This is a genomic window from Flavobacterium coralii (assembly GCF_019891545.1).
Classification (GTDB): Bacteria; Bacteroidota; Bacteroidia; order Flavobacteriales; family Flavobacteriaceae; genus Flavobacterium; species Flavobacterium coralii.
The window spans coordinates 1-19,630 of record NZ_JAHDIU010000007.1 but is presented as its reverse complement, the minus strand read 5'-3'; the positions used below and the strand labels follow the sequence as shown (position 1 = coordinate 19,630).

Below are 19,630 nucleotides of genomic sequence, written 5' to 3'. Positions count from 1 at the left end.
TGTTAGTTCAATTTATATATTTCGATGGAATTCTTAACCCTGTCAAGCACCTGTGCGCCATACTCATCGCCCTCACGGTACATAATTGATACTATCTGGAGGCCGTTTTCCTGCTTAAAGAAAAGCAGTTCATAATACATGCGCTGCATTTGTTTGGTTACCGGGTGCGGCGTAGCCATATTACCATAGGCACGTAACCCCTGCAATCCGCCAGGAGTGGCAAATTCCTCAGTTTTTACGATGATATCCCTGCTACCTGCGGCTTCCATAACCTGTATGTAGCCTTCGGCAGTACGGGCAAGGTCGGGGTCTATTTCCTGCTTATAGCGCATGGTGCTTACGCTTACGTTAAAATGGCCGCCCAGCGTCCCGTAGCTAAACACCTGCATTTCTTTATAAATTGCCATTGCATTTTCAGGATATAATTTTTCAACATCCTGGCGTACGAGCACTTTGGGCGTTTCTATTACTATTGGCGGACTGCCGTAGGCGCTTTTAATCCATTCTCCGGCTAAAAGCTGCTCGCTGCTTTCGCCGTAAGCTTTCAAAGCAATGGCCCTGCCCACGAAAAATAAACCTGTAAGCAACACTACTACTGCCGCAACAATAATAATGATGCGTTTTTTCTTTCGCTTCTGCATGGCCTCTTTTTTGCGTTGTGCCTCAAGCCATGAAAGGGTATGCTCTTCATCTTCCTCTTTTTCCTCCGGTATGCTCTGGTCTATCTTAACGATGGTTTTTTCTATACGGCTGCGGTCTTCGGCAATCTCAAAGTCAACAGGGCGCACCTTGGCAAATTTTACCATATCGGCATTACGGAGTACTTTCTCAAGCTCTTCAAAGGTTTCCTGCGTCAGCTTCATGTTCTTGCGGCGTACGGCGTTGCGCATGGCTTCTATCAGTTCTCCGGTGGTGCTCTCCATTGCCGGTATGTGTATGGCCTCTTCTATGTAGGTACGGGCAATATCGGTAAGTTCGCTGTAATAATCTTTAACCGCGCCTTTTTGAAGTAATGCTTTGCCTTCAAGCGCTTTTAGCTGTGTTGTGGCTTTCTCTATAGGAGAAGTATAATGCACTTCTTCCTCTTTAACTTCCGGTTTTTTACGTTTTTTAATAAACAACCATACACCAAAAGCTATTGCCGCTGCAATGAGTATGCCTGCAAGCAGCCAGATCCAGAAGCTGTTACTGCCCGATGCAGTAGCCACATCTTTAATGTCGTACATTTTCTGTTGCAGTGTATCTACCGCTACAGGAGTAACTTCTATCGCGACCGAGTCGGTTTTTATATTGGTGTCGTTTATAAAAACAGGTAGCTGCGGTACTACATACCGCCCGGAGTCAAACTGCGTGAGCCCGTATTTTTTGACAAGCTCATACATTGCCCCCTTGCGCACGGTATCTACCGGGTAGCTTTCCAACACCTCGAGCTGCCCGAAGTTCTTACCTTCGGGGAAGTTTACCTTAGCTGCTGTATCAACAGTTGTCTTTAGCGTAAGGTTAAACTGCGAGCCTATTTTTATGCGGGTAGAATCAATACTCGTTTCTACTTTTGGCTGTTGTGCAAACAATGTTGCAGCCGCCAAAAGCATGAAAACAGTAAAGTATTTATGTAGTTTTATTTGTTTCATGGTTGTATAACAACGTGATTATGCCCGGGCTTTAAAATAGCCGAGGAGCCTGGTAACATACGATTCGTCTGTGCGGGTGCTTACCGCCCCTGCACCGCAACGGCTAAAGGTTTCCTTAAAATATTTTACCTTATCCTGATAGTACTTTTCATACTGTAGCCTTACCTGCTTAGAGCCTGTGTTTACAAGCACCGATTCGCCCGTTTCGGCATCTGTCATGTTCACAATGCCCAGGTTGGGCATCTGCTCCTCGCGGTGGTCATAAACCCTCACACCCGTTACATCGTGCCTTTTGGCGGCAATCTTCAGGGTGTGCTCATAACCTTCAGTAATAAAGTCGGATATCAGGAAAACAATAGCTTTCTTTTTTTGTACCCCGCTCAGGAATTTTAGTGCCTGCGCCAAGTCTGTTTTTTTACTCTTTGGCGTAAACTCTATCAGCTCCCGGATAATGCGCAGTACATGGCTTTTACCCTTTTTGGGTGGTATGTAAAGCTCAATCTGGTCTGAAAATAATATCAGCCCTATTTTATCATTGTTTTGCGTAGCGCTGAATGCCATAGTGGCAGCAATCTCGGTAACAATATCTTTTTTAAAAGCGTTTTGCGACCCAAAGCTTTCAGAGCCGCTTACATCTACCATAAGCATCATGGTGAGTTCGCGCTCTTCTTCAAAAACCTTTATGTAGGGTTCGTTGTAGCGGGCGGTAACATTCCAGTCTATAGCACGCACATCGTCGCCAAACTGGTACTGCCGCACTTCGCTAAAGGTCATACCTCGCCCCTTGAAAGATGTGTGGTACTCTCCCGAGAAAATGTGGTCGCTCAGCCTACGGGTTTTTATCTCTATTTTCCGAACCTTTTTAAGTATCTCTTTTGTATCCATTTTCTTTTGTTTAAAGTTTAATGTTCCAGGTTCAAGTTGAGCAAGCTAATCTCTTAACTTTAAACCTTAAACTTTGAACAAATTTTATGGCACTTCAACCTGGTTTACTATTTTATTGATGATATCCATAGAGGTTATGTTCTCGGCTTCGGCTTCATAGGTAATGCCTATCCTGTGGCGCAGTACATCGTGCACTACCGCCCTTACGTCTTCCGGAATTACATACCCCCTGCGTTTTATGAACGCGTAGCACTTGGCAGCTATGGCAAGGTTGATACTTCCCCTTGGCGATGAGCCGAAGCTGATAAGCGGCTTAAGGCTGTCAAGTTTGTACTGCTCAGGGAAACGTGTAGCAAATATCAGGTCGAGTATGTATTTCTCTATTTTTTCATCCATATACACCTCACGCACGGCCTGCTGTGCACGCAATATCTGCTCCAGCGATACTACCGGGTTTACTTTCTCAAAAGCGCCTTTCAGGTTTTGGCGTATTACCAGCCTTTCATCTTCAATTTTAGGATAATCTATAACCGCCTTCAGCATAAAACGATCAACCTGTGCTTCAGGCAGCGGGTAAGTACCTTCCTGCTCTACCGGGTTTTGGGTAGCCATAACCAGGAAAGGCTTTTCCAGCTTAAAGGTTTCCTCGCCAATGGTTACCTGCTTTTCCTGCATGGCTTCCAGCAGCGCACTCTGCACTTTTGCGGGGGCACGGTTAATTTCGTCAGCTAAAACAAAGTTGGCGAATATAGGCCCTTTTTTTATGGAGAATTCATTTTGCTTAATGTTGTAGATAAGGGTTCCCACCACATCGGCAGGAAGCAGGTCGGGCGTAAACTGAATACGGCTGAAGCTGCCGTGCACTGCCTGGCTAAGCGTGTTAATGGCAAGGGTTTTGGCAAGCCCCGGCACACCCTCAAGTAATATGTGGCCTTGACCCAAAAGCCCTATAAGCAGCCTTTCTATCATATACTTTTGCCCAACTATCACTTTGTTCATCTCCATTGTCAGGAGGTCTACAAAGGCACTTTCCCTTTCTATTTTTTCATTAATTGCCCTTATGTCTAAAGTAGCAGTATTTTCTTCCATATTATTTATCTTTTGGTGCTGTGAAGTTAATAATGTTAAAGTAACGGTGCAAATTGAAATTTAATATGTATTGCTTGTTAATGAGTTGTTAAATCGGGCGGAATGTTACACTGTGCTAAAGCTTTAGCAAGCAGATTTTTCCTATTTTTAGCATCGCATTCTAAAATCATAATAACTGTTCTATTTTCAATGAAAATTACCTTATCACCTATAATTGCGGGTGCCATGAACTGGGGAGTGTGGAGCAAAAACCTTACCACAACCGAAATGGCAGCCCTTATACATTCGTGCCTGGAATATGGCATCACCACTTTTGACCATGCCGATATTTATGGCGGCTATACCACCGAGGCTGAGTTTGGTGCGGCGTTTAAGCACAGCGGCATAGCGCGGGAGCAAATGCAGCTTATCTCTAAATGCGGCATACAGCACGTTATGGGCAACCGCAACAACCGCATTAAACATTATGACTATAGCAAAGAGTACATTATAAAATCTACCGAAGGTTCTTTAAAAAACCTGCAAACCGATTATCTCGACGTGCTGTTGTTGCACCGCCCCAGCCCGCTTATGGAACCTGACGAAATTGCAGAAGCGGCAGAGCAACTGAAAGCTGATGGAAAAATCAAAGCTTTCGGGGTATCTAACTTTACCAACAGCCAGACGGAACTTATACGCTCGCGCACCGAGGTTTTTTGTAACCAGATAGAATTTTCGGCAACGGCCTACCAGCCGATGCTGGATGGTTCGCTTGATTATATGCACCTTAACAACATAAGGGCGTTGGCTTGGAGCCCTATTGGCTGTGTGTTTAAAACGGATACCGAGCAAACACAAAGGCTGAGGACGCTGCTTATGGAACTTGTGGTGAAATATGAGGTTACAGCTGATGTAATACTGCTGGCATGGATACTGCGCCACCCGGCAAAGATTATCCCGGTAACCGGCTCTGCAAACTCTGAGAGGTTAAAGAACCAGATGAAGGCTGCCGATGTGCAGCTTGAGCTGGAAGACTGGTTTGCCATCTGGACGGAGAGCATGGGGGAGAAGGTGCCGTAGAGCCCACTAACCCCAAAGGGGGAATCCACAATCTTTCAATCTTAAATTGTTGAATCTTTAAATTAAAAATATGAAAACAGCATTGATAACAGGGGCAACCAGCGGTATAGGAAGGGCAACGGCAAAATATTTTGCCAAGAACCATTTCAGGCTTATACTGTGCGGGCGCCGCGACGACAGGCTGGCAGAGCTTCAGGATGAGTTTGCACCGCTAACGCGCGTGCACACCCTTAACTTTGATGTGCGCGATAAAGAGGCCATTACCGCTTCGATAGAAAGTATTCCTGATGACCTGAAGAATATTGACATACTGGTAAACAACGCGGGGAATGCACATGGGCTTGACCCGATACAAAACGGCGACCTGAACGACTGGGACTCGATGATGGATATTAATGTTAAGGGCTTGCTGTATGTATCGAGAGCCATTATACCCGGAATGGTAGAGCGCAGGCATGGGCATATTATAAACATAGGCTCTATTGCGGGTAAAGAGGTTTACCCTAACGGTAATGTGTATTGTGCCAGCAAACATGCGGTAGATGCCATTAATCAGGGTATGCGTATGGACCTTAACCAGTATGGCATTAGGGTTGGTGCTATTAACCCCGGGCTTGTGGCAACGGAATTCAGCGAAGTGCGCTTTAAAGGCGACACTGACCGTGCAGCCGGTGTTTATAAAGGCTACGAACCGCTTAAAGCTGATGACATTGCCGATATTATAACCTTTGTGGTTACACGCCCGTATCATGTAAATATAGCTGACTTAATGGTACTGCCTACGGCACAGGCCTCTGCAACTATTTTGAATAAATCGGTATAATTGAGATTTGTTCCATTTCGAATGAAGCGAAGCGAAATTGAGAAATCTTTTTGTCAAAGGGATAGATTTCTCGGCAAGCTCGAAATGGAAGCCGAACCATTATTATTGAGTAAGGTTTATATAATTATTAGTGTGTATATTTATAACAGCAACCCGTAACCCGCAACTCATAACCCGTAACCCGTAATGATTAACAAGCGCCTGCTCATAAAAAACCTGCTGGCTCACAATGATGAGAGCAGTTTTTATGACAAAAAGCGTCAGTTAAACTTGCATACTAAAGAGGGTAAGGGTAAATTCGTGAAGCATATATGTGCCCTTAGCAACTCTAACCCATCTAATAACTCTTATATTGTGGTGGGGGTTGAGGATAAGGATAATGAGATTGTGGGCACAGACTTTTATGATGATAGCCGTATACAAAACCTGGTTAACGCTTATCTTGATAACCCGCCACGCATACAATATGAAAATGTACCCTTCCCCGGGTTGCCAAAAGACAAGGTTGTGGGCCTTGTTACCATAAGGCCCAACAACAAGATATCTTATTTTAAAAAGCCGGTACACACCATACCCTACGGTACTGCTTTTATGCGCAGGGGCAGCAATTCTGTACCCGTAGAAAAAGCAGAAGAGATGAACTACCAGAATACTGCTACGGTAATTGATATAGAGAACAGCTCGCGGAACAGCATAGGCCATACGCTGGAAGGCGTAATAGATTTTTTAAACAATCGCCACAAAGATATGGCTTCGGGCTACAGGGTTTTTAAAGAACTGTTTATTGTATGCTGGGCAGGGAATAAAAAAGTGGTTAAGGGCAACACCTATTATTCACGTGTAGATATAGAGCTGATTAATGAGCAGGTAAAGCTTTTTTATTCGGCGCTGGATGAGGTAAGCATCGATTTAACAGATGACACTTTTTCTATAACCGAATATGTATCGTTAGGGCTAAATGACAAAACCAGCTATTACCCATTAGAAAAAGTAAGCATCCATTTTCATGATAACGGCTACTATAACATGGAGAGCCAGATGTTGTTCGACCCACCGCAGTACAACCGCAAAATGATGTACCATATCTATAATGCCAACCTTTCGCTTATTGCAAAGCTTGAGAAAGGATTAGCGCTTTCTGAACGGGAGGAACGCGACCTGCGCAACCTGCCCCACACGCTCATGATATGTTACCTCAACGGTTTTGAGGATGCCAAGTACAGACTGGCGGAAGCCAAGCCTTACCTTAAGGCATTTCCTGACGCTTCGGTATATGTTTCTTTTAAGGAAGCCATGCGGGTACTGCGCAAAATGAAGTATGACAGGCCTGCTGAATCGGAGTAAGTTACAGCTTAATCAAAATGAATTTTCCCTTTTTGGTAAATATAAAAACAAAGCCGCACTCAAAAAGTGCGGCTTAAAATTCCTGTTTTTTAATATACTACTGTTTTACAAGCTTAAATACCGAAGTACCATTTTGAGTTGTAACTTCTGCAAGATATAACCCTGCTCTTAATGAAGATACATCCATCTTTTCACCTGACCCTGTAAGGCATTTTCTGCCATTAAGGTCGTAAATAGTGATGGTATACAGTTCACTGCCATCGGTATTAATATTGAGGTAATTAACCACCGGGTTAGGATATATTGAGACCTTGTTTTGAAGGGCATCTGTAAGCCCTGATGTTTCGGCAACAATCTCAGTTTCGGCGGTGTTGGTAATTACGGGCTCGTTAAAGTCGAAGAATATACCTGCCCCATTATAAAATATATCGCCTAATACTACAGTGCTTTGCGGCTTAATCCTGTAGGTTACAAAACCGTGGCTGCCCGGCTCGTCACTTTCATCATCCGGCAGGTTTATATCATTAAATAAAAACTCAAGATCGCCTTCTTCACGGTTAACCGTATAATCATGGCTTGCCGCTATCGGCTGAAAAGTATCCCAGTCCAGTTTTTCCTCAAGTTCATTTTCAAGCCTTACATTTATAGCTGATGCCGTACCCGTATTCTGGAACCTGATAGTATAGGTTAAATAATCATCAGCCTGTTCTAAAAGTATTTCGGGGCCTTCATGCACAATAATATCATTAGGGTCCCACGAGTTAATTATGGTTTGCTGTGTAACGGCTGTGTTATCATCAGGATTGTCATCTGTTTCATCGTGCATAACTTCCAGGTTAAAGCTAACCACTTCTCCCCCAACATTTACAGGCGGTGCAAGCGTATAGAGGTCTATCATGTAATGTTCTGCAGCAAATGCATTTAAATCGCCAATGGTAAAAGTAATGATATTGCCCGTTGCAGCACTGTTGCCCTCGGATGAGGTATAATCAAACCTGTTATCATCAAAAGTAACAGTAGCGGTAACGTTATTAAGGGGCATACTGCCATTGTTACGCACGGTCAGGTTATAGTACGCCTGGAAGCCCGGCCTTGCAGCGTTAATAGGGGTAAGCGTTATTGCAGCATCAATAAAGCTTTCGGGCTGAGGCAGGCAAATATCGGCAGTTTCCTCTGTCGTTGAACCGTCAAAGTTTACCGATACCGTAACAGCTTCTACTGTAGGAAAAAATGATTGCGGTTCCGGCTGCAATATAATAGTGCTTTCGCCATCTCCGATATTATAAATGGTATATTCCCCGTTCATATCAGTATAGGTGTAGTAAGCAAACAGTCCATCTATATTAACAGCAATCGGCACAAAAGGCACAATATCTACTTCCTCACAATTATCGTCTCCATCCGCATCAAAAGTAACTGTGCCGCTAAGTGTGTTGCTTGTTAAAATACCGCTGTAAACAGGCCCTGCCCATTCGCTTACGCCTCCCTGCGGGCAAAGGCTGCGTATATAAACCTGATATACGGAATCTTCTGTAAGTCCTGTAAATACATAAGAGTTCGAGGTTGTAACAATACCCTGCTCATTCCCGGTAAAGGGAACTCCGGCAGGCAGAATTATTATCTCATAATCAGATACGCCCGGCGCATCTTCCCAGCTTACGGTCAGCTCGGTACCTGTTGCTTCGCTTATCATTACATTTAACGGTTGCACACAACCTTCTGTAACCGATACCTCATCAACAAGCCAGCCATCACCATCATCTGTAACCAGCACAAAAGCAATATGCACCTGTGTACCTGTATATACAGATGGTATGCTTACAATCTTTTGTGTATATGTGGCTTGTGAGGGATTAATTTCTGTTTCTGTCCATTGTTGCAGCAAAGTATAAGCGCTTAAATCCTGAGGGTCGCTATTAGTAATCATCATGCGGTACAGGCTCCCCTGGTTATTATTCTGGAACAGGCGTGAGTAAAAAGAAATAGTTCCGTTTGGCGGTACCGTTATTGCAGGGCTTATAAGCCAGTCTTCAGCAGTTCCCGTTGGTACATCCTCTCCAAGTATGTAGGCTGCATAATTGCCTGCATAAGGTGGCAGTGCAGGGCTTCCTAAAGGTATTTGGCTCCAGCTTTCTCCGGCACCAATACCATTATCGGTTATTGTCCAACCCGCAGGCGGAAAAGCCTGCTCAAATCCTTCTGTAGGTATTTGTGCATAAGCACCTGTGAAAACTAACAGTAAAAAACCGAGTAATTTTTCTTTCATAACAAATTGTTTTTTATAGTTATAATTTTGTAGGTTTTAATAAATAATTGGCAAAAAAACAGGTCTGGTAATACTAACTTACACAAAAAAATTATAGATTTAGGGTTTTAGCTGATAAATATTATATAAAAGAGCTATGGGAAGAACACTTGTAATTGGCGACGTACATGGCGCTTACAGGGCATTACAGCAGGTTTTGGAACGTGCAGAAGTTACAAAAAATGACGAACTGATTTTTTTAGGCGATTATGTTGACGGATGGGGAGAATCGCCGCAGGTGATAGATTATCTTATTAAATTAAAATCAGAATACCGCTGCATTTTTATGCGTGGCAACCATGATGACCTGCTTTTGGAGTGGCTTAAGACAGGAGAATATACAGAGCAATGGTTTACCCACGGTGGGCAGCTTACTACAGAAAAGTATAAAGATTTAAGTAAAGACCGCCTTGAGCTGCATATACTCTTTTTAGAAAGCCTGGAAGATTATTATCTCGACGGGCACAACCGCCTTTTTGTACATGCCGGTTTTACCAACCTCAACGGGGTTAAGCATGAGTATTTTACACGCATGTTTTACTGGGAGCGTACACTTTGGGAGACAGCCCTTGCCCTTGATGACAGGCTGGACCATAACCACCCGCAGTACCCTAAGCGTTTTACGCTGTATCATGAAATTTTTATAGGGCACACACCTGTAACGCGTATAGGTGAGACTACGCCTCAACTAAAAGCTAATATATGGAATGTAGATACCGGGGCTGCCTTTAAAGGCCCGCTCACTGTAATGGATGCCGATACCAAAGAGTTTTGGCAAAGCGAACCGGTTTATAAACTGTATCCGGAAGAAAACGGCAGGAATTAATTACATCCTTTTCAGGTATTGCTTAATATCTTTATAAGGCAACAGCAGCTCTTTAGGGCCTTCGGCATACGATGAAATTTCATAGGTGTTGTAGTATAGCAAAAGGCCTTCTTTGGTAAAGAACATGGCTTGAGGCAGTGCAAAGGTTTCATCTTCAAATAAAAAACCGGTACCGTTGATAGGCTGCATTTCATTTATTTTAAACTTTTTCCTGAACTGCTTTTCGGCATAATCAGTAAAGCCCTTAACATCGTTAAATAGGTCGCGGTGGGTAAGGCTGTGCCCGGTGGCGGGGTCAAACAAAAGCGAACGGTTGCCCTCATAACCATGCGCGCCGCCAGTGTACATATAATTGTTCAGCTTTATATTTATTATGCTGTCGGTTTTATAGCTAACCTCACCCTTAATCCTGCCTTCCCAGCCCAGGGTTTCTTTTGGATAATCACGTTTCAGTTCTTTATACGATTTCATGAAAGAATTCATAATCTCATCATAAGAATTAGCCTGATACGGCTTCTCTCCAAAATATACTATAGAGCGCACTACCTCAAATACGCGCTTGTTAATGCTGTCGGCAGCAGGCTGCCTGCCTGCGGCTTCCGGTACTTCTATAGTTACCATAGGGCAGTTTTCCTTACAGTCGGTATCGCTGGTTTGCTTGTAGTAACGGGTTTCAAAGATTAGTGGCTTTACTGCTTCATTTTCAATGGCTTCGTTTTCATCGGTATTCTTTTTCTCATCCTTGCAGCCATACAGTAAAAAAGCAGCAATAAACAGGGCTATGTAATGTTTCATAATAATGTTATTGTTTTGTAAAAGGGGGTAAATCCTTATGCAAGGATAAACAAATTCCAGTAAATTTGCTCAAAATTTATATAAACACGAATTTAAATTATATGAAATTTAACACAAAAGCCATTCATGGAGGGCAGCAGCACGAACCTGCTACAGGCGCTGTAATGCCTCCCGTATTCCAGACATCTACATTTGCACAAACCAGCCCGGGCGTTCACAGCGGTTACGAGTACAGCCGTGCGGCAAACCCCACGCGCACCGCTCTGGAAAATGCACTTGCCAGTATAGAGAATGGCGCACGCGGACTTGCCTTTTCATCGGGGCTTGCCGCTACCGATTGTGTTATGAAACTGCTGAAGCCTAATGATGAGGTTATTGCAATGGACGACCTGTATGGCGGTACTTACCGTATGTTCAGCCGCATATACAGCCACTTTGGTATTAAGTTCCACTTTGTGGATATGAATGACCTTGATAAGTTTAAAAGCCTTTTTAATGAAAATACTAAGCTGGTTTGGGTAGAAACGCCAACCAACCCGCTGATGAAGCTTGCCGATATAGAGGCTATTGCCGCTATATGCAAAGAAAAGCAGGTGCTGTTTGCAGTAGATAACACTTTTGCAACACCATACCTGCAGCAGCCCCTTAACATGGGTGCCGATATTGTTATGCACAGCGCCACCAAATACCTTGGCGGACATAGTGATGTTATAGCGGGGGCACTTGTTGCAAAAACCGAAGAGCTGGGCGAAAAGCTACATTTTGCACAGTTTGCTACCGGCGCCACACTTGGGCCTCAGGACAGCTACCTGGTGCTTAGGGGCATCAAAACCCTGCACCTGCGCATGCAGCGCCATTGCGAAAACGGTCAAAAAGTTGCCGAATATTTAGAGCAGCACCCGGCGGTAGGTAAAGTGTTTTACCCGGGGCTTGAAAGCCATCCCTATAACAGCATTGCCAAAAAGCAGATGAAAGGTGGCTTTGGCGGGATGGTGACCTTTACCTTTAAATCGGGTAAAAAGGAAGATAGTATTGCCTTTTTAGAGAGGGTAAAGGTGTTTACACTGGCAGAATCGTTGGGCGGAGTTGAGTCTTTAGCCAACCACCCTGCGCTAATGACACACGCCTCTATACCCGAAGAAAACAGGAAAGCACTTGGCATTACAGATGATATGGTAAGGCTTAGCGTTGGGGTAGAGGATATAGACGACCTAATTGCCGACCTGGAGCAGGCTTTTAACGCATAAAATACAGCTTTAACCTGTTGCTGTGCAAAACATTAACAGTATAACGGTTTAAAAATAAACAATCGGCAAAATTATATAGCTGTATATAAGAAAAATGTATATTTGCCGGTAATTAACGAAAACGTTTTCTTAAACACTAAAATCTTTACAATATGAGTGGAAGTGTACAATCTTTTATGGACGCAGTTTCTAAAAAGAACCCTAACGAACCGGAATTCCTTCAGGCAGTGCATGAGGTTGCCGAAACGGTAATCCCGTTTATAGAAAAGAACCCTAAATACCAGGGTAAAATGCTTTTAGAGCGCATGTCAGAGCCTGAAAGGGTAATCATGTTCCGTGTAACGTGGCTTGATGACGCAGGCAACGTTCAGGTAAACAGGGGTTACAGGATACAAATGAATTCGGCTATAGGTCCATATAAAGGCGGGCTTCGTTTTCACCCATCTGTAAACCTTAGTATATTAAAATTCCTTGCGTTTGAGCAAACGTTTAAAAACAGCCTTACAACCCTGCCTATGGGTGGTGGTAAGGGTGGTTCTGACTTTGATCCTAAAGGAAAATCAGATAACGAGATAATGAAATTCTGCCAGGCTTTCATGACAGAGCTTTGCAAACATATTGGCGCTGACACAGATGTACCTGCGGGTGATATTGGTGTGGGCGGCCGCGAGGTTGGCTATATGTACGGGCAGTATAAAAGGATACGTAATGAATTTACAGGAGTATTAACCGGTAAGGGCATAAGCTTCGGTGGTTCATTAATACGTCCTGAAGCTACAGGCTATGGCTGTGTTTATTTTGCACAGAGCATGCTTGCAACCCGCGATACCAGCTTTATCGGTAAAACAGTAGTTATATCAGGTTCTGGTAACGTGGCACAATATGCTGCCGAAAAAGCAATGCAGCTTGGCGGTAAGGTGGTAACCATGAGCGACAGCAGCGGATATATTTATGATGAAGAAGGCCTTAATGAAGAAAAGCTTTCATACATCATGGAAATTAAAAACGTTTGTTATGGCAGGATAAAAGAATATACAGATAAATATACCAATGCCAAATATATTGATGGCGGACAGCCATGGGAAGTAAAGTGTGATATTGCACTGCCATGTGCCACCCAGAATGAGGTTAATGGTGAAGAGGCAGAAATGCTTATCAAAAATGGCTGTATATGTGTGGCAGAGGGCGCTAATATGCCATGTACACCTGAGGCGGTAATAGCATTCCAGAAGGCCAAACTGTTATTTGCACCGGGTAAGGCAAGTAATGCCGGCGGTGTTGCTACTTCAGGCCTTGAAATGTCTCAAAACTCACTTCGCCTTAGCTGGACAAGGGAAGAAGTGGATGAAAAACTAAAGTCAATCATGGCAAACATACACTATGCATGTTTAACCTTCGGTACAGAAGAAGATGGTTATATAGATTATGTAAAAGGTGCTAACATTGCAGGGTTTGTAAAAGTAGCTGATGCTATGCTGGCACAAGGCGCGGTGTAATTGATACTTACATTAAATATTACAAAAAGCAGCTTTATTTAAGCTGCTTTTTTTGTTGTTAAATATGTTTAAAACTTTTTAGATATACTACTTATTATGTTATATAGTTACCTGTGAATGCTTTTTTATCTTAAAAAATATAATATGAAATGTTAATTATAATAAAATGTTATTTATATTAGCAGAGTTACTATAACGCTGTAGTTGCAGTATTTTCTGTAATTATTATTTAATTATATATACTTTTTGTAATTACAGCATTAAGTGTTTTTACCGGTTTTTATAAAACGGGTATAAATGCGTTCAATGTATCCAGGGTACTACGGTACTTTTAACTAAAAAATATTATTAACCAATAAATCTAAACAATTATGGATGAGATTATGGGAGCAATCAAAGCTTTCGGCTTTAATTTCGCACCACGCGGGTGGGCATTTTGTGACGGCCAGTTAATGGCTATTTCTTCTAACACAGCGCTTTTTTCGTTATTAGGAACAACCTTTGGCGGAGACGGCCGCACTACTTTTGGCCTTCCTGATTTACGGGGACGCTCTATTGTACACCCGGGTACAGGCCCCGGATTCAGCACTATAAGATGGGGACAAATGGGAGGGACTGAAACAGAAACCCTAACTGTGCTTAACATGCCTGCACATAACCACGTTTTAGTTGACGGACAGGCAGTTGTAACAACAACTACGCAGGTAAATGTAGCCGGAGATCCTTTAGTTAATGTGCCGGATAACGGGACTTATCCGTTTGCTGCAGGAGGTTCTGCACCTAATATGTATTCAGAATCGGCCACGCCAACAGATACTGTAGGCGGTATTACAAGCCAAAGCTATATAAGTGGCGCTACAGGAGCGGCAGGCGGTAGCCAGCCATTTTCTATAAGAAGCCCATATTTAGGTATTTATACCTGCATATGTATATATGGAATATATCCTTCCAGGAACTAAAAAAGGCAATATTGTATGTTAATAGCTGCAATATTTAATTATTAATTATAATCAGAAATACACATGGATGAATTTATAGGAGTAATTAAGGCCTTCGGATTTAATTTTCCACCTAAAGGATGGGCCTTTTGCGACGGGCAGCTACTGCCAATATCCCAAAACCAGGCTCTTTATTCGTTGCTTGGCACTACTTATGGGGGAGACGGGCAAACTACATTTGGCCTTCCGGATTTACGTGGACGCTCAATTGTACACCCCGGCACAGGTCCCGGCCTTTCACAAGTAACAAGAGGTGAAAAAGGAGGGGCTGAAACGGTTACTTTGCTACTAAGTAACCTCCCCTCTCATAGCCATCAATTGGTAAGTGGTATGGCAGCAATAAATACTGTAACAAGAGTTGCCACAGGAGCAGGGCCGGGAATAAATGTAACAGATGGCGGAACACTGCCTTTTATGGCTGGCGGTAGTGCGCCTAATATATTTTCTGAAGGAGGTACCTATAATGATATAGTAGGAGGTATATCGTCACATTCCACCATATCCGGCAGTACATCTAATTCAGGATATAACAATAGTACTTATATACGCGACCCATATCTTGGTGTATATACGAGTATATGTTTGTACGGTATTTTTCCGCCAAGAGATAATTAATTATAAGGCCGGGGTAACAGGTTTGCCCCGGCCTGTTTTGTAAAAATATTTTGATGAACAGTGAACAGATAAAAATAGGTGTTTTATATCCGCTGTCAGAACAATACAAAACTATCGGGACAGATTTTATAAAGGGTTTAAAGTTGAAGCAGCAGCCTGTAAAATTTCTGATAGAGAGTATTGGGATAGGGAATGATGATAAACTTGCCATCGACAAAATGCAGAAAATGCATTTGCAGGACGATGTGCAGGTTTTTGTTGCTTTTACCGGGCACAACAATATTGATAACCTGTACAGTTATGCCGAATCGAATAATATTGTACTGATTGTTAATGATCTGGGGGCCACACTGCCATTTAATTCTGTAAAGAGAAAAGGTGTATTTATTAACTCTTATGCACTTAATGAATCGGTTTACCTGCTTGGCAGGTCGCTAAAAGAAAAGGGGTACAATACTATATGCACTTCTACGTCATATTATGATGCCGGATATGGCTTGCTTATGGCGCTCGAAAGTGGTATTGCTGAGGCAGGACTTCAATTTTCAGGGCATTATATTACACCATTCCAACCACGGGAAAATGAGCCGGAATGTATGGAACAGGCTATAACATCAGCTTCGCCCGATGCGGTTGTTGCCTTCCACAGCGGTTTGTATGCACAGGAGCATAAAGATTTTATATCCAATACTTCGCTGCTTGGCAGCTATCCCTATTATGTAACGCCATTTACAATTAGTAATGGTTTTATTCAACAAGATACGGCAGGAGAATTTTTGGTTGTATCATCGTGGATGCCCGGCATGGCTACTGATGATTTTTATACATCCTTTAAAGAAAAGCATAACGAAGAGCCAACTGTTTTTGCAATGCTGGGCTATGAATCATATTTGCTATTGAGCGAAATAATTGGCAAAGGAGCGGAATCTTATGATGCTATGTGCAGCACTATTGCCAATTGTGCTATAGAAGGGCCCAGGGGCATTATAACTATTGATAAAGAAACCAACAGAACATTTTTTAACCATTATATATTTAAAACAATTGCCTATGACGAAAACAATTTTTCATTTCAACAGGTTGAAACCCTTAAAAATGACGGGGGGTTCCTGAAAAGGGTTTTACAAATGCCTGTACCTCCAAAGCTTGGGGGCTGGCACAACGCTTACTTATGTCATTAATTAATCCAATCTTTACATGAAACAAAAATTATCTTGTTATTTGATGCTGCTCCTCGGGCTCTTTGCAGTCACGGGTATGCGTGCACAATCGCTGGCGGCGGGAGATATAGCCTTTATAGGTTATAACTTTAGCGGCTCTGATGGTTTTTCCATTATTGCTTTAAAGGATCTGCCTGCCGGAGAAACCCTTTATTTTACCGAAGAAGGGTGGAGTGCAACCGGCTGGAACAATGAGTTTGAGCCTCACTTATCCTGGGTTATCCCCGCAGGAACTACAATAGGTACTATTGTATCTGTTGTTGAAACTGCACCAAATACCTTTACGGTTACAGGCTCTTCAAACGGGGTTACACTGTTAAACCCTACAGGTTCTGCTGTTAACTTTAACCTGCTTGGTGGCGACCAGATATTGGCCTACCAAAGTACAAGCGGGGCAAGGCCCGTTGCACCTACATTTATTTCGGGTGTGCATGGTGACTATAACAGTACTAACTATAATTCAACCACTACTTGGAATGATCTTATGCCGCTTAACGCTGGTTCAGAATCTATAGTTCCATCGGGGCTTACAAACGGTGTTAACTGTGTTTCACTTTTCCCTGACCCGGGACCTGAAGTGGGTTACAATAAATATACGGGCACGCTTACAGGTACTGCAAGTACTGTAAGGGCAGCCATTAATAATCCTGCTAACTGGACAAATAGCGGTAGTACTGATTTAGGTATATTACCATCAAACTATTCAGGTATTAATATTACACCTGATGCACCTGCGTGTTCTTTAACGGTATATAACGTAACCGGTGGCGGTTCTTTCTGCCAGGGAGGTTCAGGCGTATTTATCGGCCTTGCCGATTCTGATGTAGGTGTTTCTTACCAGCTTTACCTTGGGGCTAACCCGTCAGGGTCTCCGGTAGTCGGTACAGGAAACAATATCTCGTTTGGTACCCGTACTACGGCAGGTACTTATACAGTTGTAGCCAGCGATGGCGGCAGTTGCCAGGAAGACATGAATGGCAGTGCCTCTATAACGGTAAATCCTTTGCCAACCATAACACTTGGCACAAGCCCTACGGTTCCTCAGGGTTCTACGTCGGCAAATTTACCTTATACGGCAACTACTAACAGCCCTGTAACCTATACTATAACATGGTCGGCAACGGCATTGGCTGCAGGTTTTACAAACATTTCTACTCCGCAGCCATTACCGGCGTCGCCAATAGTTATAACAGTACCCGCAACCGCACCTACTAATACATATGTAGCAGCAGTTAGGGTACAAACTGCAACATGTAACAGTACATCTACAATATTTACGGTAACTGTTGCTAACCCTAACAGTGCGCCAACTTTTGTAGGCGGGGCAACCCAGGCACTGTCACTTTGTGAGAACAGCACTGCTGTTTCTATAAACAACTTATTGCAAGTAAATGATACTAATAATGGCCAAACCCTTACGTGGAGTGTAACTTCAGCAGCTTCTAACGGAACTGTGGCAGCTTCTTACAGTACTTCAAGTAATGGCGGCCAGGTTACTCCGGTTGGTTTAACCTATACACCAAATGCTAACTACACAGGTAACGACAGCTTTACTGTACAGGTATCTGACGGATTTGCAACTGCTTCTACCACTGTAAACGTAACAGTTTCAGGTGTAGATGCTTCAATAAGTTCGCAAACCAATATTGCGTGTAACGGAGGAGCCACAGGCGCCCTAACGGTTACGGCAACAAATGGTGCAGCCCCATATACTTATTTATGGAGTAATGGTGCAACAGCAGCTTCTATTAATGGTCTTGCAGCAGGTACATATACTGTAACTGTAACAGATGCAAACAGCTGTACAGCTACTGCTTCTGCAACCTTAACCGAGCCTACAACGGCATTATCAGGTACAACAGTTGTAACCAATATAGCGTGCAACGGTGGTAACACAGGTGCAATAAACCTTACACCAACAGGTGGTACTGCTCCTTATACTTTTGACTGGGGTGGAGGTATAACCACAGAAGACAGGACAGGCCTTACAGCCGGTACTTATTCTGTAACCATAACTGATGCCAACGGATGTACAGGTACAGTTTCAGCCACTGTTACCGAGCCTACAGCGGCAGTATCGGGCACAACAGTTGTAACCAATGTAGCATGCAACGGCGGTAACACAGGTGCAATAAACCTTACACCAACAGGTGGTACAGGCCCTTATACTTTTGACTGGGGTGGTGGCATAACTACAGAAGACAGGACAGGCCTTTCAGCCGGTACTTATTCTGTAACCATAACCGATGCTAACGGATGTACAGGTACAGTTTCAGCTACTGTTACCGAGCCTACATCGGCAGTATCGGGCACAACAGTTGTAACCAATGTAGCATGCAACGGTGGAAACACAGGTGCAATAAACCTTACACCAACAGGCGGTACTGCTCCTTATACTTTTGACTGGGGTGGTGGCGTAACTACAGAAGACAGGACAGGCCTTTCAGCCGGTACTTATTCTGTAACAATTACCGACGCTAATGGATGTACAGGCACAGCTTCTGCTACTGTTATCGAGCCTACAACAGCAGTATCGGGCACAACAGTTGTAACCAATGTGGCGTGCAACGGTGGTAACACAGGAGCAATAAACCTTACACCAACAGGCGGTACTGCTCCTTATACTTTTGACTGGGGTGTTGGCGTAACTACAGAAGACAGGACAGGTCTTTCGGCAGGTACTTATTCTGTAACCATTACCGATGCTAACGGATGTACAGGTACAGTTTCAGCTACTGTAACACAGCCAACTGCTCTTAATGCATCAGCAGTTGTAGATAATAACGCTACATGTGCTAACAATGACGGTGAGGCTACAGTAAGTGTAACAGGCGGTACAGCCGGATACACCTACTTATGGAGTAACGGAGCTATAACAGCTTCTGTAACCGGCCTTGCGGCAGGAACATACTCTGTAACTGTAACCGACGCAAACGGATGTACAGCTACTGACAGCGTAACAATTACTGCTCCGCCTGCACCATCTGTTTCAGTAACATCTCAAGTTAATGTTGCTTGTAACGGAGGCAGTAACGGATCAGCAGATATAACTGTAACAGGCGGTACAGCTCCTTATACTTTTGTATGGAGTAACAGTGCTGTAACAGAAGACCTTACAGGCCTTTCAGCCGGTACATATACTGTAACGGTAACTGATGCCAACGGTTGTACAGGTACAGCTTCTGTAACTATTACAGAGCCAACTGTACTTTCAGCTGCGGGTGTAGCTACTAATGTAAGCTGCAACGGTGGCAGCAACGGTACTGTTGATTTAACAGTAACCGGCGGTACAGGTAC

15 protein-coding genes are annotated in these 19,630 nt (G+C 43.4%); 10 read left to right on the top strand and 5 right to left on the bottom strand.

Features of this window, described 5'->3' with window-relative positions; genetic code table 11:
• Positions 1-2: 2 nt before the first annotated feature.
• The 3 genes from KJK34_RS10885 to KJK34_RS10875 all read right to left on the bottom strand — a co-directional run bounded on the left by KJK34_RS10885 (position 3) and on the right by KJK34_RS10875 (position 3,605).
• Entirely contained in the window at positions 3-1,631 is a 1,629-nt protein-coding gene (locus KJK34_RS10885) for a BatD family protein (protein ID WP_223053913.1), read from the bottom strand.
• Positions 1,632-1,649: 18 nt separating this feature from the next.
• A complete protein-coding gene (locus tag KJK34_RS10880) occupies positions 1,650-2,516 on the bottom strand; it encodes a DUF58 domain-containing protein (RefSeq protein ID WP_223053912.1) in 867 nt (288 codons plus the stop codon).
• 84 nt (positions 2,517-2,600) lie between these two features.
• On the bottom strand, positions 2,601-3,605 hold the full coding sequence (locus KJK34_RS10875; RefSeq protein WP_223053911.1) for an AAA family ATPase: 1,005 nt from the start codon (positions 3,603-3,605) through the stop codon (positions 2,601-2,603).
• A gap of 189 nt (positions 3,606-3,794) precedes the next feature.
• Between KJK34_RS10875 and KJK34_RS10870 the strand changes: the two genes are divergently transcribed.
• The 3 genes from KJK34_RS10870 to KJK34_RS10860 all read left to right on the top strand — a co-directional run bounded on the left by KJK34_RS10870 (position 3,795) and on the right by KJK34_RS10860 (position 6,831).
• Positions 3,795-4,664, top strand: coding sequence for an aldo/keto reductase (locus tag KJK34_RS10870; protein ID WP_223053910.1), 870 nt, complete (start codon positions 3,795-3,797; stop codon positions 4,662-4,664).
• A gap of 70 nt (positions 4,665-4,734) precedes the next feature.
• Complete coding sequence (locus KJK34_RS10865) at positions 4,735-5,487, top strand: SDR family NAD(P)-dependent oxidoreductase (protein ID WP_223053909.1); 753 nt, start codon at positions 4,735-4,737, stop codon at positions 5,485-5,487.
• Between the two features lie 186 nt (positions 5,488-5,673).
• Positions 5,674-6,831 (top strand): ATP-binding protein, encoded by a 1,158-nt coding sequence (locus tag KJK34_RS10860; RefSeq protein WP_223053908.1) that lies wholly within the window; start codon positions 5,674-5,676, stop codon positions 6,829-6,831.
• A 97-nt stretch (positions 6,832-6,928) separates the two neighbouring features.
• On the opposite strand, the gene KJK34_RS10855 is transcribed toward KJK34_RS10860, so the two are convergent.
• A complete protein-coding gene (locus KJK34_RS10855) occupies positions 6,929-9,097 on the bottom strand; it encodes a T9SS-dependent choice-of-anchor J family protein (protein ID WP_223053907.1) in 2,169 nt (722 codons plus the stop codon).
• Between the two features lie 136 nt (positions 9,098-9,233).
• Between KJK34_RS10855 and KJK34_RS10850 the strand changes: the two genes are divergently transcribed.
• On the top strand, positions 9,234-9,962 hold the full coding sequence (locus KJK34_RS10850) for a metallophosphoesterase family protein (protein WP_223053906.1): 729 nt from the start codon (positions 9,234-9,236) through the stop codon (positions 9,960-9,962).
• Here KJK34_RS10850 and KJK34_RS10845 read toward each other — a convergent pair whose 3' ends face one another.
• Positions 9,963-10,757 (bottom strand): DUF3298 and DUF4163 domain-containing protein, encoded by a 795-nt coding sequence (locus KJK34_RS10845; RefSeq protein WP_223053905.1) that lies wholly within the window; start codon positions 10,755-10,757, stop codon positions 9,963-9,965.
• Between the two features lie 80 nt (positions 10,758-10,837).
• On the opposite strand from KJK34_RS10845, the gene KJK34_RS10840 reads away from it, so the two are divergent.
• The 6 genes from KJK34_RS10840 to KJK34_RS10815 all read left to right on the top strand — a co-directional run.
• On the top strand, positions 10,838-12,004 hold the full coding sequence (locus KJK34_RS10840) for a cystathionine gamma-synthase (protein WP_317196881.1): 1,167 nt from the start codon (positions 10,838-10,840) through the stop codon (positions 12,002-12,004).
• Between the two features lie 152 nt (positions 12,005-12,156).
• A complete protein-coding gene (gene gdhA / locus KJK34_RS10835; RefSeq protein ID WP_223053903.1) occupies positions 12,157-13,500 on the top strand; it encodes an NADP-specific glutamate dehydrogenase in 1,344 nt (447 codons plus the stop codon).
• 371 nt (positions 13,501-13,871) lie between these two features.
• Positions 13,872-14,459 (top strand): phage tail protein, encoded by a 588-nt coding sequence (locus tag KJK34_RS10830; RefSeq protein ID WP_223053902.1) that lies wholly within the window; start codon positions 13,872-13,874, stop codon positions 14,457-14,459.
• 63 nt (positions 14,460-14,522) lie between these two features.
• Positions 14,523-15,113: a phage tail protein gene (locus KJK34_RS10825; RefSeq protein WP_223053901.1), complete on the top strand. Its 591-nt coding sequence runs from the start codon at positions 14,523-14,525 to the stop codon at positions 15,111-15,113.
• Positions 15,114-15,166: 53 nt separating this feature from the next.
• The gene (locus tag KJK34_RS10820) at positions 15,167-16,294 is read left to right on the top strand and encodes an ABC transporter substrate-binding protein (protein ID WP_223053900.1); all 1,128 of its coding nucleotides are present in this window, start codon (positions 15,167-15,169) and stop codon (positions 16,292-16,294) included.
• A gap of 16 nt (positions 16,295-16,310) precedes the next feature.
• Positions 16,311-19,630, top strand: a 3,320-nt coding sequence (locus tag KJK34_RS10815) for a beta strand repeat-containing protein (RefSeq protein WP_223053899.1), incomplete at its 3' end; no start/stop codon positions are given.